Source organism: Nostoc sp. C057 (genome assembly GCF_013393925.1).
GTDB classification, from domain to species: domain Bacteria; phylum Cyanobacteriota; class Cyanobacteriia; order Cyanobacteriales; family Nostocaceae; genus Nostoc; species Nostoc muscorum_A.
This window is the reverse complement of the sequence record NZ_CP040281.1, coordinates 5,058,255-5,074,404: the sequence shown is the minus strand read 5'-3', so window position 1 is coordinate 5,074,404 and position 16,150 is coordinate 5,058,255. Positions and strand designations below refer to the sequence as shown.

The window sequence follows — 16,150 nt, the reverse complement described above, 5'->3', positions numbered from 1 at the left end:
CATAGGTGAGCAATTTAAAATGCTTTAACCCAATTGTGAAATGCACACAAGTTTAACTATCCTGAGAACTGGCAGATGTATCAATCGGCTCTACGCTTTCTATCACTTGGGATTCATCCCTTTCTCGCCACCAAGTAAGGAGAGTACTGGCGATGAAAATACTTGAATAAGCTCCCATCGTGAACCCAATAATCAAAGCTAGAGCGAAATATCTCAGTGTTTCTCCGCCAAACAGAAAGATGGAAGTTAATGTCAGCAACACGGTTAAGGTCGTGTTGATGGATCTTGTCAGAGTTTGGTTAACGGCATCATCGACAATTTCGGCAATTGGGCGTTCAGGATTGATTTTAATGGTTTCCCGAATGCGATCGTAAATCACAACTGTGTCGTTGACTGAGAAACCTGTGATGGTAAGTAAAGCGACGATAAAAAGGCTATCTACTTCGATGCCCGCTACCAAACCCAAAATTGAAAAAGCCCCAACTGTGATTAAGATATCGTGAAAGAGGGCAACGATCGCAAACACAGCATAATCTAACTGGAAGCGGAAGCTCATATAGATAGTAATACCGATGAAGGAAACTATCAGAGCTAATAGCCCAGACCTCAACAGTTCTTTTCCCAGCGTAGGGCCAACAGAGTCAATTTGATTTTTTTGCGGATCAAAAACCCCAATTTCTTCACTTAAAGAATTTTGCAACTTGGTGCGCTGATCGACAGTCAAATCTTTTGTCCGAATTAGTACACCATTTTCTGCACCATTTTCGGAGATCAGTTGGATGCTGCTATCACCCAGTCCCTGCGCTTTTGCTACTTCCCGAACAGCATTGATATCAATTGGTTTGTCACAATTGCCTGGTTTGGTGCAATCTCGGACAAACTGTAACCGTGTACCACCGATAAAATCTAAACCGGGGCGTAAGGGTGCGTGAATATTGGGTTGTTGCCAAGAAATCACCATTGAGATGATACCGGCAAGAATAATCGCAGCAGAAATAGTCCACCAAAGCGATCGCGATTTGTTAATACTCAGTTTCATGGAGTCACCTCTGCCTTATTCGATGTTGGCAGGTTTGGACAGAAAAGTTCTGTCTTCCGCAAGGAGGGGATTGAAATTGCCAAAAACAGCAATGTCCGACTACAAGTAATTGCGGTAAACATACTCACAGCCACCCCCAAAGCTAAGGTAAGAGCAAAACCTTTGACTAAACCAGACCCCAGCCAAAACAGGGCAGCACAAGCAATCCATGTAGTGACGTTGCTATCTAAAATACTAGAAAATGCTCGGTAAAAACCAGATTCTACTGAACGATACAGAGATTTACCTGCTCGTAATTCTTCCCGTGTCCGTTCAAAAATTAGGACATTGGCATCAACCGCCATCCCAATACTGAGGATAAAACCGGCAATTCCCGGCAAAGTTAGGGTGACACCCAATAAAGCAAAGGTTGCCCAAGTTAAAAGGGAATAAATCACTAGTGATACATCCGCAATCAGTCCTGGTAATCGATAGTAAAACACCATGAAGATTAATACTAAAGTCAGACCACCAACCCCAGCATAAATACTGCTTTGAATACTATCTTTACCTAATGTTGCCCCTACTGTCCGCCTTTCTGCGATTTCTACTGGTACGGGTAATGCGCCACCACGTAGTTGTACACCCAAGTCATTAGCTTCTTGTGCAGTAAACCGTCCTGTAATTATGGCAGAGCCACCAGTAATACCTGCGGCAGCAAATTCTATACCCACACTAGGAGCGCTGATTAGTTCATTGTCTAGAAAAACACCAATAGCCCGCCCTGTACCAGCAAGATTTTTCGTTAAATTGGCAAACAGTTCACCACCCTTTTGGTCGAAACGAATGGTAACATGCCAGTTTTTACCTTGAGTGGGTTCACCGTATGCATCCTTGAGGTATTTGCCACTTAGTGGTGGATTGGTGCTTTCAAACAATTCTGCGATCGCTTGATTATTTTTTTGTAAATCTTCTTGATTCTTAGCTATCGCTGCTTTGTCAGTACTCTTTCTCAACTCTTCTTGCTTGGCTTTCAATTCGGCTCTAGATGCTTGGAAAGCAAGCAGTTGAGTTTCTGTATTTGGCTTTTGGGTACGAAATTCTAACTGTGCTGTACCCCCTAGCACTCGTTCGGCTTGCTCTGGATCGTTGACCCCTGGCAATTGTACCAATATTTTATCTGAGCCAACTGTTTGGATCACTGGCTCAGAAACACCTAGACCATTAATCCGACCTTCGACAACTCTCTTCACACCTTCCAATTCTCGTTCGGTGATTTTAGGAATTTCTGCTGATGGTTTCACCTGAATTGTTAGCTGTGAGCCTCCCCGCAAGTCCAGTCCCAGGGGTATCGGAATTGTCGCAATCACCGTAAAAGCGGCGATTATCAGGACTAAAATCAAAATTAATAGCGATCGCTGTCTTTGCATACCATAACTCGCAACTGACAAACGCTATAATAGCGCTCTTTTGAGGAGTTATGAATGGGAAATAGGGAGTGGGAAGTTGGGAGTAGGAAGTCGGGGTTGAATTTATTCCCTATTCCCTATTCCCTATTCCCTATTCCCTATTCCCTATTCCCTATTCCCTATTCCCTATTCCCTAAACCCGCAACGCCACCATTTTTTCCACAGCTTCTACGATTTGCTCTGGTTGGATGATTGTTAGTCGTTCCAGACTGCCGTTGTAAGGCGTGGGGATATCTTGAGAAGAAAGCCGCAGTACTGGCGCATCTAATTCATCGAATAAGCGATCGTTTATTGAAGCGATGACTTCTGCTCCAATACCCGCAGTTCGCATTGATTCTTCCACCACGATGACTTTATGGGTTTTTCGTACTGATGCACCAATTGTATCAAAATCCAATGGCTTGAGGGATATTAAATCAATAACTTCTGGATCGTAACCTTGTTTTTCAAGTGTTTTTACTGCTTGCAGCACATGATGCCGCATCCGAGAATAAGTGATAATTGTGACATCCTTTCCTTGGCGCACAACTTCGGCTTTATCTAAGGGTAGTAAATATTCTTCTTCTGGTAAATCTTCTTTCAAGTTGTAAAGCAAAACGTGTTCAAAGAACAACACGGGGTTATCATCGCGGATAGCTGATTTTAGTAGTCCTTTGGCGTTTCTTGGTGTCGAGCAGGCAACAATCTTCAAGCCTGGTACAGCTTGGAAGTAAGTTTCTAATCGTTGGGAATGTTCTGCACCTAGCTGCCTTCCTACACCACCAGGGCCGCGAATTACCATCGGAATTTTAAAGTTACCGCCGGAAGTATAGCGCAGCATCCCAGCGTTGTTGGATATTTGGTTGAAGGCGAGCAATAAAAAGCCCATATTCATGCCTTCGATGATGGGACGCAACCCTGTCATCGCTGCCCCTACTGCCATACCAGTGAAGCTATTTTCGGCAATGGGGGTGTCTAGAATGCGGAGTTCGCCATATTTTTGGTACAGGTCTTTGGTAACTTTGTAGGAACCGCCGTAGTGTCCTACATCTTCACCGAGAACGAATACGCTGGAATCACGGGCCATTTCTTCATCAATGGCTTCCCGTAAGGCGTTAAAAAATAGTGTTTCTGCCATTTAGACCTTTTAGTACGATTATGGTTTTAGAATTTTATCGTGCTGCTGTCGCAAATACGGTTAGCGATCGCACTAGTTAGAGATTGGGTTTTTTAAACGAACTACCCCAAACATAGAGCGAGTAATTGCCATAACTATATCAAAGCTATTTAATTTAGATTTTAGAGGTTTTATGAGCGATCGCCTCTCACTCTGGCAAACGAGAAAATCCTTTATAGATTATGTACTATAACCTTGACAATATATGCAAAACGTGCATTCAAAAATTCCAAGAATCAACCATTTCGTAGGACAGGTAAGATGCGTGTCCTACAAAATTCAAATCACCAAGGATTAATTACCAGCAGCCAACTTATCCAAGAAATCGATTTTTACAGCCAGATTGGTTATATCCTGATTTGTTGCCAAGTTCTTAATTTCAGCATTATTCAGGGCAACAATATAGGGTTGTTCACCAACCCAGGCAATAAGAGGCCCGCCAGAAGAACCACCTCCAGTAGCGCAATCATGGTAAAGTACTTCTGACTTCTCCCCAACAATGCTACACCCAGTTTCAAAGCTTGCAGTCCATCCTCTACCAGCAGTCAGGTCTTCATAGCCTTTTTTCTTGGGATTGGGAAAATCACCAGAGTAGCCAACAAAAGATAACGTTTTCGGATTATTAATGAGAGTCGAAGAACGCAAAGATTTCCAGCCTAAATGACCATACTTCCGACCGAGAGGCTGATTAATTTTGAGAAGTGCCCAGTCGTTTATCTGATTTGTAAGCTTGTCATCAGTAAAATCTGTACCGTAAACAACTTGCTCTACTAAAACTTCATCCTGCACAACACCATCAATTACATTTGGCATAAACAGAATTTTTTGACTTAATTTATGGGTATCAGGGTCAATAACGCAATGGGCATTTGTCAAAACTATATCATCATCAATTAAAGTTCCTGTGCAATGATAGCTTTTGGAATCAGTTGTTGTGCCCTGGACTCGACCAATAGTTGACCAAGGATATTTTCTGCTAGTCATGGGGATACGGTCATCGATACCGCGAGGTATTCCCCGGCTGGCTTCATCTGCTTTTTTCGACTGATTGAGGTCAGAAGGTTTAAAAGGCTTTCCATTCGCGGGTAGTTTTAATTGAGATGCTTCTTGAAATTTGCTGAATTTTGGTGGTTTAATTTGTTGAGTTTCTGTCTGTGCTTGTGCATAAACTGATACCCAAGAGCCTAAAGTTATCGCACCAATAATTCCAGCAAAACATTGCTTGTAGATATGCTTATTAGTCATTGATAGAATTCCTTAGTTAATTAATACTTGCAAATTCATTATTAATTCTGAATGGTGTTAGCGTAGCGGTAGGTCGTTCGCTTTTAGTGTCTCGTAGAGAGCGTCATTACGAATTATTTTGCCATTCGCCTTGCACAGTAAAAGCAGCCCAAAAATAAGGATCTTTCCACTCTTTCTGTTGCCACAAATATAGTTGTGCTGCTCTAAGAGCAGCAGTTGGTGATTTACCTTGCTGCAACATTTGACGATAAAATTCGCTCATTAATTCCTTCGTTCCCTCATCGTTCACACTCCATAAAGACACCACAACTCGTTGTGAACCTGCATACATCAATCCTCTTGTTAATCCCACCAAGCCTTCTCCCTGAACTTGCTTACCGCGTCCGGTGTTACAGGCACTTAGCACCACTAAATCAGCAGGTAATTCAAGATTGAAGATATCGTTTAGTCGTAGATAACCTCTTATGGGTTTACCTTGTTTATCTATCAACGAAAGTACGATTCCTGATAACTCTGGATTGATGTTATCAGCAAAGCCGTGAGTAGCAAAATGAATGATGCGGTATTGACTCAGTTGTGGGTTAGTTACCCAGTTATAGTTAGCATCAAAATCAAGAGCTTGCAGGCTATCTTTTGGCGATACGAGTTCCAAATTTTGGTAGTTTAATGCAATGGATGCCAGTGTACTTGCTTGTCCTGGTAAATCGTTATTTGCCTTGTAAATCTTTAAGGCTTGATCTAAATACTCACGCCCCTTTTTCGGTTCGCCAAATTCATCATATACTCCAGCCATTCCTGATAGTGCTTGAGCCTTTGTCTCGGATTGATTGTCAGCATCATACAATGACTGCGCTTGGTTGTAAGCATCAATCGCTTTTTGCTTTTCCCCTAGTTGTCGATAAAATCCACCAAGTGCTATGAGCGTTAGACCTTGTGGGGAGCGAGCCTTTGGTTCTTTGGATTCCCGCAAGATAGCTAATGCTTGTTCCAGATATCCCACAGCTTTTGTGTATTCAGTTAGGTGGATGCCGTAGATATTGCCGAACGCCAAAAGTATATCAGCTTCAAAAAGACGATCCTTTATTTCTCGCGAAATAGCTAATGCTTGCTCCAAATATTCCAGAGCTTTGGTGTTTTCATTTAGATTACTGTAAGTAGTGGCGATCATATAAAGTGTAGAAGCTTCATCGGAGCGAGCTTTTTCAGGTATTACTGCACGTACTTCTGGTAATCTCGAGATTTTTAGTATTTCTTCGTATTTTATAATTGCTTGTCGCTGTGATGCTGCTGATGGTTGCTTGGACAGTTCAATTGCTTTTTTCCAGAGTTGAGATGCTTTATCTTTAAGTGGTTGGATTGGGCTTGGCGCAGGTTTTGTGTTTTGTGGTTTTGTGGTTGCCGACTGGGCTATTTGCAGTCGAAAACTTGCAGTGTTGACACCAGTAAAAACGGGAGCATCCACTTTTGGAAGATATACAAAATAAGGGAGAATGTAAAAGGAGATAAAAAGAGTGCATCAACTACTATGAGCCAAGATAGAGAAGAACAAATAAAAGCCTGTGTAAGGGAACTTGCAAAATTACTATATGAAGAAGCGGATAAGAGTCAGTTAACAGACCTAGAAAGTATAGAAAAAAAAGTTCGTAGTCAAATACTAGAACGTGTGAGTCCAGAAATAGCCCTTTTTTTGTCGAACAGAAAACAGGGACAAAAGTAGGTAAAACAAGGAAAATAAAAAGCCTGGTTGGAGAACTAACTCTTAAAGCTAAACAGTTACAGAGACTGGGTTTAAAACCAAGAACTAGGTTAAGTCCATTACTGAAAAAGTGTTGTTTGAGACTATCAGCAAATATTTCCTACCAGAATGCAGAAATAGAGGTAGAGGCACTAACAGGAGTAAAAGTTGGTCACTCAACCCAACAAAAATTAGTTTTGTCACAAGATTTTCAACTACCCTTAGCATTGCAAGCCGTCTCCGAAGTAAGTGTAGATGGAGGCAAAGTTCGACTGCGAGGTAAACCAAAAGCAGGTTGTCACTGGCGAGATTATAAAACTGTTCGCCTGCAAGGGATTTACTATGGTGCATTTTTTGATGACAACCAATCATTAATTGATTATGTTAATAGCCAACAGTTGGTAGACCCCCTTGTTTGCTTGGGAGATGGTCACGATGGTGTGTGGAATCTAGTGCGAGAATTTGGTCAAGACCAGTTTTCTCGCTGTGAAATTTTGGATTGGTATCATCTAAAGGAAAATCTTTATAAAGTTGGTGGTTCTTTGAAGCGACTCAAAGCTGCGGAAACTTTATTGTGGAAAGGTCAAGTAGAAGCAGCCAAGACTTTATTTAATTATTGCCGAGGTAAACAAGCTAAAAATTTCATCGCTTATCTGGAAAAGCATCTCCCTCGCATTGTCAATTACAGCTATTATCAGGCTGAACAATTATGTTCTATTGGTTCTGGTGCCGTTGAGTCTGCAATTAAACAAATTGGTTTAAGGATTAAAATTTCTGGCGCACAGTGGAATGTTGAAAGTGTTAATCACATCCTCTCTGAACGCTTAAGCTTATCTTAATGGTTTACTTGCTGTCTGATTAGGTGTTTCTTCCAAAAGTGGATGCTCCCAGTAAAAACTTCCCTAGCTATATTTTCTGAAAACGAATCTACATAAGCTCGTTTCGCCGCTACGCGAATAGCTTCTTGAGAAATGAGTTTTTCCTGTGGTACTATATGTAACTCTGTATTTTTCGCTGCCTCCACTGCATCAGACAACACAACTACACTCAGTAACGCAGTTAAACTGTAGCGAGTAAAATTTTGCATAGATTTGTGAAACAACCACTGAGAATTTGCACTCTCGATCATTCTTAAGCCTCATTTCATGATGATTTACAGCGATATTCCTGACTGAACAAATCTCGCTTACTAGTAAATTATTTAATTTTCATCAGGAATATTGCTGAAGCTTTATGTTGATTTTATGGGTGCGGTTGAGAGTTGTAGTTCTGGTTTCTGTTTTTGCAACGAACTTCCTCAGTAAACCCTGATTTTCTCGTTCTTGCGCTTCCTCGCAAGACGTGGGCAGATAATAGCTATAGGACTTACGTCTTGTACATAAGTACTAATAACTTTCACCATCTTTGTAATATACGTATGACAAATATAAGGCGGATTAGTTAAATTTTGTTTGAATTTCGCACTAGCCAAACCCAAAATACAAAGAATCTCACGCCCAAACACCAAAACACAACTCTGCGTCTTCGTGCCTCTGCGTGAGATTTTCCAGTAAATCAGTATTCAATATGCCTAGCCTACTTTAACCATCGCGCCGCATCTTTGGCATGGTAGGTCAAAATCAAGTCTGCACCAGCCCGTTTAAACCCAGTTAAAGTTTCCATAACCACGCGCTCTTCATCAATCCAACCGTTGAGAGCCGCAGCTTTCACCATCGCATACTCACCAGAAACATTGTAAGCCGCAACTGGTAGGTTACTCGCTTCCTTCACGCGCCAGATAATATCCATGTATGCCAAGGCTGGCTTAACCATGAGCATATCAGCACCTTCAGCGATATCCAATTCAATCTCTTTAATTGCTTCGCGGGCGTTACCAGGGTCCATTTGGTAAGTTCTTCTGTCGCCAAATTGCGGTGTCGAGTCTGCGGCATCCCGAAATGGGCCATAATAACCCGAAGCATACTTAGCAGCATAAGACAAAATCGGCGTGTCTTGAAATCCGGCTTCATCCAAACCCTGACGAATTGCTTGCACAAACCCATCCATCATCCCTGAAGGCGCGATGATATCAGCACCGGCTTTGGCTTGAGAAACTGCTGTTTTCTTCAACAATTCCAAAGTTGGGTCATTTAAAACTCTTCCTGTTAAATCACCAACTTGTAGATAACCACAATGACCGTGGCTGGTGTACTCACACAAACAAGTGTCAGCAATTACAATCAAATCTGGAACTGCTGCTTTTACCGCCGTCGCTGCTTTTTGGACGATACCGCAATCATGCCAAGCACCAGTTGCATCTACATCTTTATCAGCCGGAATACCAAATAAAATAATAGAAGGAATTCCTAAATCGTAAACTTCTTTTGCTTCTTCAACGATTTTATCTACCGAAAGTTGGTAGACTCCGGGCATGGATTTCACCTCATTAGCGATTCCCTCACCTGGTACGGCAAATAATGGGTAAATTAAATCGCTTGTTGTTAAAACAGTTTCACGAACCATCCGGCGCAGTTGAGGATGGGTACGCAGACGACGGGGGCGGTGTGTAGGAAACATAAAATTTTATGAAGAAAAACAACGCAAATGGACACAAAATAAAGCGTCACAAAAGCAGGCTAAAATTTTCCTGCCGTCAGACAGACTACAAACAGTGCTTAACTGTCATTTGCCCTACTCTTAATCAAGTTGTGGGGCAATTTTGTATTCTACAGCTTGGTTGCACCTATCCAACGGACTGGGAAAAAAACGACATAATAAGCAATTCAAAATTCAAAATCGTAAGACCTTCTATTGGCAAAATCCTGGCGATTGGTTGTGTGCATCAAGGCACAACAGCTTAATAAAAATAACCAACAATTCCCAATGCCTAATGATAATTTCTTCTAAAGAAATCGGAAAATGTAGGGATAACGGAAGGGTATATCAGGATTGCTGAAAACTCCGATGAGCGCCCAAATTGTTAATCCCCAGTGTAGTAGATATCCCAGACCAGCTAGTGGCCCCAGTAATAATAGAGGTAACACTAACCAACCGAATAGAAAAAACAGCGCTCCCAGAATTGCACCATAAAACCAGACATTAAAGTGGAAATTGATGGATTCTTTGGCGTTTTCTTTAACAACAGGATCGTCAGATACAAGCAGTATGGCGATGGGTACACCGACAGATACCAATGTTGTGCTGAAAAAAATGGCTCCATGCGACAAGGCTGATAGAAGCTTTCGCTTGTCTGTGTCGTACATTGCTTTCTCCTCTTTAGTTAGATTGTTGTTTATACTACGACCCTATCACGAGCATCGTTGTCTTAAGATTAAAAGACTTGCCAGAGTTAAAAAAAATTAAGCTAGCTAACAAACAAATACAATTATGTCTACTGAACTTCAGTCTGAACTTATTCAAGCGGTTGAACTGCGCCGCAACTTTGCGATTATATCTCACCCCGATGCGGGTAAAACGACACTAACAGAAAAGCTACTCCTGTACGGGGGTGCAATTCACGAAGCTGGGGCGGTTAAGGCGCGACGGGCACAGCGTAAGGCTACCTCTGACTGGATGGCGATGGAGCAACAACGGGGTATTTCTATTACCTCCACAGTGTTGCAATTTGAATACCAAAAGTGTCAAATAAATTTATTAGACACTCCCGGACACCAAGATTTCAGTGAAGATACTTATCGCACTCTCGCCGCCGCCGATAATGCGGTGATGTTAATTGATGCGGCAAAAGGTTTGGAACCCCAAACGCGTAAATTGTTTGAAGTGTGTAAGTTGCGGGGTATCCCGATTTTTACATTTATCAACAAGCTCGATCGCCCCGGAAGGGAACCTCTGGAACTGTTGGATGAAATTGAGCAAGAATTAGGATTGCAAACCTATGCAGTCAACTGGCCGATTGGTATGGGCGATCGCTTTAAAGGTGTTTTTGACCGACACAAACAACAAATACACCTCTTTGAACGCAGTGCCCACGGTAGCCGAGAAGCCCGTGATACGATAGTCGAATTAGGCGATCCGAGAATAGAAGAGAAGCTAGAACAAAGCCTCTACTACCAACTGAAAAATGATTTAGAACTGCTAGAAGGAGTTGGGCCAGAACTAGATTTGCAGTTGGTACACGAAGGCAAAATGACACCTGTGTTCTTTGGTAGTGCCATGACCAACTTTGGGGTAGAGTTATTCCTCAAGTATTTCCTCGAATATGCCCTCAAACCTGGTTCTCACTACAGCAGTGTTGGTGAAGTTGCCCCTACATACCCAGAATTTTCAGGATTTGTCTTTAAACTACAAGCGAACATGGACCCGAAACACCGCGATCGCGTCGCATTTATCCGGGTCTGTACTGGTAAGTTTGAAAAAGATATGATGGTGAATCACGCCCGCATTGGTAAACTCATCCGTCTGTCTCGCCCGCAAAAACTCTTTGCCCAAGAGCGAGAATCGATTGATGTGGCTTATCCTGGCGATGTGATCGGTTTGAATAATCCCGGTGTTTTTGCGATCGGGGATACAATTTACACAGGACAAAAGCTCGAATATGAGGGAATTCCGTATTTTTCGCCGGAACTGTTCGCATCTCTGAGGAATCCCAACCCCTCGAAGTCTAAACAATTCCAAAAAGGCGTTGCGGAATTGCGAGAAGAAGGTGCTGTGCAAATTATGTATTCAACTGATGAAGCCAAGCGCGATCCAATTTTGGCGGCGGTGGGTCAGTTGCAATTTGAAGTAGTGCAGTTTCGCTTACAAAACGAGTATGGTGTAGAAACCATATTAGATTTATTGCCCTACAGTGTCGCCCGTTGGGTTGAGGGTGGTTGGGAAGCATTAGAAAAGGTGGGAAGAATATTCAATACCACTACAGTTAAAGACAGCATGGGACGACCAGTGTTGCTATTCCGCAATGAATGGAATTGTCAACAGTTACTGGGCGACCATCCAGAGTTAAAATTAAGCGCGATCGCTCCAGTATTTTCTAGTCAACAACCAGTGGAGGAATGAAGAAGAATACAGAATTCAGAATCCAGAATTCAGATGAAGACTCAACTGAATTCTGACTCCTGACTCCTGAATTCAATCTTTATCATTCACTTGACAAGCAAAACTCGGGCGCGGTTGAGTTCCACGGCATCCGAGGTTCGCGCTTTTGCACAAACGTGGATCACCTAGAAGAGATTGGAGTGCCAGAATTTGTATGCCTTCACATGCCAAACCGTCTTTGGAGGCTGGTTTAATTGCCCTCAAGCAGGGAAATTACCAAACAGCGATCGCTCAACTAGAACCTATTGCTAGCAGCCAAAATAATGGTACTGCTAGCTTACAAGCCCAGGTTGGTTTAGTGATGGCTTATGCTCGCACTGGCGAAGTTCCCAAAGCGATCGCTATTTCCCAGAATCTCATTGAGAGTAACAATCCGCAAGTTCAAGAGTGGGCAAAACGCGCTCTCGAACACCTGACAAAACGTAAGAAACGCGATCAAGAATCAAAAAATGTCGAAACTGGATTTGTAGCGTTTGATAACTCAACTCCAGATCCTCCTCCAGATTCTCCCCCAGTTACCCCTCCGATAAACCCTACATTAGAAGAAAAGCCAGAAGACCCAGTAATAGAAACTAAGACCGACACCCCGCCGATGGTACCACTACCTAGACTCAAAGCTACGGTAGCTACACCATTACCACCACCGGCTGCACCTTTAAACGGTTTCATGGGTTCTGTTACCCGCACCCAAGCTAAATTATTTGGTGTTATTTATTGGCGACAAGCACAACGCGCCAAAGCATGGCAACCTCTACGTAAACCAAAATTAATTCCCTTACGATTGCTAACAGCAGGAACATTCATTGCCTTATTTTGGGTGATGCGAGAAATCCTTAAGTTCGCAATGGGATTCATCAACCTGACTCTAGTCAAACTACCTTATCTGGAGCCGTTGCAGCTTTTATACAGCAACCCTACTAAATTGTTGCTAATAGTATTGGTGATTTTGATCGGAGTATCACCTTGGTTACTGGATCTGCTACTGGCTAACTTATATGGTCAGCGAGAATTTCCCAAAGATGTATTGAATGCCCATAGCCGCGAAGCTGTGCGGGTGCTACAACGTTGTTGTCAACAGCGCCACTGGCCGTTACCCAAACTGCGGATTTTACCAATGGCTGCACCAATTATCCTGACCTACGGTAGTTTACCACGTAATGCCAGGATTGTTGTGAGTCAAGGGCTATTAGAGCAACTGGCAGATGATGAAATCGCGATTATTTACGCCACGCAGCTAGGGCACATTGCTCACTGGGATTTCTCTGTGATGTCCTTGTTGCTGCTGGTGACACTACCAATTTATAAGCTTTATCAGCAAATATCAGAGTTGGGAGACAAAATATCAGGGATTTGGCGCTGGCCGGTGACAATTGTGGCTAGTCTCGTTTATGGACTTTGGGGTTTGCTAACTGGGACTGGATTGTGGTTGTCGCGGTTGCGGCTTTATTATAGCGATCGCGTCGCATCTGAAATCACCGGTAATCCCAACGCCCTGATTCGCGCTTTACTCAAAATTTCCATTGGCATTGCAGCTGATATTCAAAAAGAAGAACAGACAAGTTGGCAACTAGAAAGCTTAAATCTCTTGACACCAGTCAGCCACCAACAGAGCCTTTCTTTGGGCACTATTGCCAGCAATTTATCTTTTGAATCATTTTTGAAGTGGGATACTGCCAATCCATACCGCCAATGGTTTACGATTAATAACAGTCATTCTTTGATGGGCGATCGCATCGAACGCCTCTGCAAAATAGCCCGTCACTGGCATCTAGACACCGAACTACATTTTGCTAGCGAACCATCAAGGGTTAAGCGTCAATCTTTCTTATTACAAATCGCTCCCTGGTTGGGAATTCCTTTAGGGTTTCTGTTTGCAGCTTTGGTCTGGCTAACCTGGCAACTAGCATTCATACTCAAGTTTTTAAATCTAAAGTGGATATATGAAGATTGGTCTTTCATTACAGGCTGCCTTCTAATTGGCTTTAGCATCGGTACAGTAATGCGGATTAATTCTTTTTTCCCTGACATCAAATCCGCTACTGTGCAAACTGATGACTACCTACCCAACCTATTAGCTGACCCTTCTGCCTTACCTATTGATAGCGTCAGTGTGCGTCTGGTGGGTAAACTATTAGGTCGTCAAGGTACTAGCAACTCTCTAGCACAAGATTTAATCCTCCAATCCAGCACAGGCTTGGTGAAATTACACCACATTTCTTGGCTAGGACAGTCAGTGAATCACCAGGATCTCATCGGTCGGCAAATTATCGTCACAGGTTGGTTCCGGCGAGGAGCAACACCTTGGATCGATGTCCACACCTTAGAAACTCAAAGTGGTAAAACTATTCATAGCCCTCATCCCATCTGGTCTACTTTTTTGGCAGTTGCAGCACAGGCTTTGGGCGCATACGTTTTTCTGACTGGTTAGTTATTGGTCATTGGTCATTGGTCATTGGTCATTGGTCATTGGTCATTAGTCATTGGTTGTTTGCAAAGGACAAAGGACAACTGACAAATGACAAATCGGAATGTAAACAAAAGTTGCAGATTTTCTTTCAAAGTGTTACATTTATTTACACAAACAATAGCAGCCGACATAACTCAGCACTACAGCTTAGTCATGAATTCGGATGCTTTTCCCCCCTCCATACCTTTTTATCCTCCCAACACAGCAGGAAATCAACCAGCCACCGGCTGGTTTTTGTTTCAAATTATGCTCCCTTGAATAAAAAAATGTGTTTTATGTTACGATGCAGTAATACTAACGTTAGAAATGTATGCGCTAAACTAGCTACGTAGAAAATACCGTGGTAATGTAAGGAATGGTATTTGATTCTGCGAAAAAGGCATGGAAGAAAGCGTGTACTTTAGCAGGCAATAGGCTATTAAATTTACAATTCTTAGAATTAAGGTGTTATTAGCTCACCATTGTGTGGGCCTTTGGATTAAACAAGCTTGATCCCGACGAAAAACTGTATTGTATAGGTTGACAGTTTCGAGCAAAAAATTGGTTGATGGCAGTCTTGGTCAATAGCATCTATTTAAATTAAAAGCCAAAGCCAAGTGATTGTTTTCTCGCCTTGCCATGTTCATTTAACTCTGGAGGTATAGTTCATGTCCGTTCGCCTATATATAGGTAATTTGCCTAAAGAAGAAATCGATCGTCAAGATTTGCAAGCAGTTTTTGCAGCAGAAGGTGAAGCTGTAACTACTAAATTAATTAAAGACCGCAAAACTGGCAAATGCCGTGGTTTCGGTTTTCTTACCGTCAACAATGACGAACAAGCTGACGAAATCATTGAAAAGTATAATGGTCAAATGTTTAAAGACACTGCCATTAAGCTAGAAAAGGCATTACCTCGGACAAAGGGTGAAGAGGGCGACGAACAAGCTCCTAAACCAGTTACTCTGGCTGGTAGTAGTACGCCCACTCCTACCGTTAATAGAGAAGGTAGAGAAGGTAGCCGTCGGGAGAAAAGCTCTAAAAAGCCCCGTCGTGGCGGCGGTGGCGGCGGTTCTCGCGACAACAGCACCACAACAACTACCGATTCAGACGCTATTCGTCCAGATCCTCGTTGGGCTTCGGAATTAGAAAAGCTGAAGCAGATGCTAGCTGCACAAACTACAAACTAATCCTTAAAGGAGAGAAATTAAAAATTAAAAGTCAGAATTTTTTTTGATTTTTAATTTTTAATTGTTGATTATCATCTGGCTGCTTAGTTAAAAGCTACTTGCAGCTATTTTTGTAACTCCATATCTATACAACGTAACTTGTATAGAGTTGCTGTTAAAGCCTGCTGATAAAAAAATTAAGTTTTTGCGATTAGACCCATTAAAAAGGTAACTGATGATAAGTGCGATGCCTACGGCGGGCTGCGCCTACGCAGGAATTATCTTTATTTGACAAGTTATAAGTCGGTAATGGCTACCTTCATAATGCCAAGAGAACCAGAGGCGCTATCGCTCTCCAGATAATCTACACTCAAGGTAAGACCGATCATTTGCAGCTTCTGTTATGTCCTCAACTCTAGATTCTTTGCCACCTGCGCTTGCTAAAATTGTCCAGCGCTTTCAACGCGCTTCCGAACCGAAGCGGCGCTACGAACAGCTAATCTGGTATGCTCAGAAGCTCAATGAGTTCCCAGAAGCTGAGAAATTACCCGAAAATAAAGTTCCTGGTTGCGTGTCTCAAGTTTATATCACAGCAACTTTGAATGACGGTAAGGTTGTGTTTCAGGGTGAGTCTGATTCCCAGTTAACCAAAGGATTAGTAGGGCTGCTAGTTGAAGGATTACAGGGACTAACGCCAACTGAGATTGTCCAAGTTACCCCAGATTTTATTCAAGAAACAGGCTTAAACGTTAGTCTGACACCTTCCCGCGCTAATGGATTTTACAACATTTTTAAAACCATGCAAAAAAAAGCGTTGGAATGTAAGTTAGATTTGCCTAGCTAAACTTGGTTATTGGTCATTAGTCATTGGTCATTGATCA

Annotated in this window: 13 protein-coding genes and 1 pseudogene; 6 read left to right on the top strand and 8 right to left on the bottom strand. The window is 42.4% G+C overall.

Annotation, left to right across the window (positions count from 1 at the left end):
• Positions 1-52: 52 nt before the first annotated feature.
• From secF to FD724_RS41720, 5 genes are all read right to left on the bottom strand, one after another.
• Positions 53-1,039, bottom strand: a complete 987-nt coding sequence (gene secF / locus FD724_RS21615; protein WP_179074059.1) for a protein translocase subunit SecF — start codon at positions 1,037-1,039, stop codon at positions 53-55.
• Positions 1,036-2,448 (bottom strand): protein translocase subunit SecD, encoded by a 1,413-nt coding sequence (secD, locus tag FD724_RS21610; RefSeq protein WP_179075581.1) that lies wholly within the window; start codon positions 2,446-2,448, stop codon positions 1,036-1,038. The genes secF and secD overlap by 4 nt, the downstream gene beginning before the upstream one ends.
• A gap of 172 nt (positions 2,449-2,620) precedes the next feature.
• The gene (locus FD724_RS21605) at positions 2,621-3,604 is read right to left on the bottom strand and encodes an alpha-ketoacid dehydrogenase subunit beta (protein ID WP_179074058.1); all 984 of its coding nucleotides are present in this window, start codon (positions 3,602-3,604) and stop codon (positions 2,621-2,623) included.
• Between the two features lie 333 nt (positions 3,605-3,937).
• On the bottom strand, positions 3,938-4,888 hold the full coding sequence (locus FD724_RS21600) for a serine protease (RefSeq protein WP_179074057.1): 951 nt from the start codon (positions 4,886-4,888) through the stop codon (positions 3,938-3,940).
• Between the two features lie 106 nt (positions 4,889-4,994).
• Positions 4,995-6,350, bottom strand: coding sequence for a CHAT domain-containing tetratricopeptide repeat protein (locus FD724_RS41720; RefSeq protein WP_306297071.1), 1,356 nt, complete (start codon positions 6,348-6,350; stop codon positions 4,995-4,997).
• Between the two features lie 63 nt (positions 6,351-6,413).
• On the opposite strand from FD724_RS41720, the pseudogene FD724_RS21590 reads away from it, so the two are divergent.
• Positions 6,414-7,481: pseudogene (locus tag FD724_RS21590) on the top strand (ISKra4 family transposase).
• On the opposite strand, the gene FD724_RS21585 reads toward FD724_RS21590, so the two are convergent.
• Both FD724_RS21585 and hemB read right to left on the bottom strand, forming a co-directional pair.
• Entirely contained in the window at positions 7,459-7,752 is a 294-nt protein-coding gene (locus tag FD724_RS21585; RefSeq protein ID WP_179074056.1) for a hypothetical protein, read from the bottom strand. The pseudogene FD724_RS21590 and the gene FD724_RS21585 overlap by 23 nt on opposite strands.
• A 446-nt stretch (positions 7,753-8,198) precedes the next feature.
• Positions 8,199-9,179: a porphobilinogen synthase gene (gene hemB, locus FD724_RS21580; RefSeq protein WP_179074055.1), complete on the bottom strand. Its 981-nt coding sequence runs from the start codon at positions 9,177-9,179 to the stop codon at positions 8,199-8,201.
• An 8-nt stretch (positions 9,180-9,187) separates the two neighbouring features.
• Here hemB and FD724_RS40365 point away from each other — a divergent pair, with 8 nt between their 5' ends.
• Positions 9,188-9,463 carry a hypothetical protein gene (locus FD724_RS40365; protein WP_114081169.1) on the top strand — a complete coding sequence of 92 codons (276 nt, stop codon included), beginning with the start codon at positions 9,188-9,190 and terminating at the stop codon, positions 9,461-9,463.
• Positions 9,464-9,505: 42 nt separating this feature from the next.
• Here FD724_RS40365 and FD724_RS21575 read toward each other — a convergent pair whose 3' ends face one another.
• A complete protein-coding gene (locus FD724_RS21575) occupies positions 9,506-9,865 on the bottom strand; it encodes a DUF4870 domain-containing protein (protein ID WP_012410202.1) in 360 nt (119 codons plus the stop codon).
• A 124-nt stretch (positions 9,866-9,989) separates the two neighbouring features.
• Between FD724_RS21575 and prfC the strand changes: the two genes are divergently transcribed.
• The 4 genes from prfC (at position 9,990) to FD724_RS21555 (ending at position 16,113) form a co-directional block, all read left to right on the top strand.
• Complete coding sequence (gene prfC, locus FD724_RS21570) at positions 9,990-11,618, top strand: peptide chain release factor 3 (RefSeq protein ID WP_012410201.1); 1,629 nt, start codon at positions 9,990-9,992, stop codon at positions 11,616-11,618.
• A gap of 193 nt (positions 11,619-11,811) precedes the next feature.
• Positions 11,812-14,085 (top strand): M48 family metalloprotease, encoded by a 2,274-nt coding sequence (locus FD724_RS21565; protein ID WP_179074054.1) that lies wholly within the window; start codon positions 11,812-11,814, stop codon positions 14,083-14,085.
• A gap of 686 nt (positions 14,086-14,771) precedes the next feature.
• Positions 14,772-15,290, top strand: a complete 519-nt coding sequence (locus tag FD724_RS21560) for an RNA-binding protein (RefSeq protein WP_179074053.1) — start codon at positions 14,772-14,774, stop codon at positions 15,288-15,290.
• A 382-nt stretch (positions 15,291-15,672) separates the two neighbouring features.
• The gene (locus tag FD724_RS21555) at positions 15,673-16,113 is read left to right on the top strand and encodes a SufE family protein (protein ID WP_179074052.1); all 441 of its coding nucleotides are present in this window, start codon (positions 15,673-15,675) and stop codon (positions 16,111-16,113) included.
• The last annotated feature ends 37 nt before the right edge of the window (positions 16,114-16,150 follow it).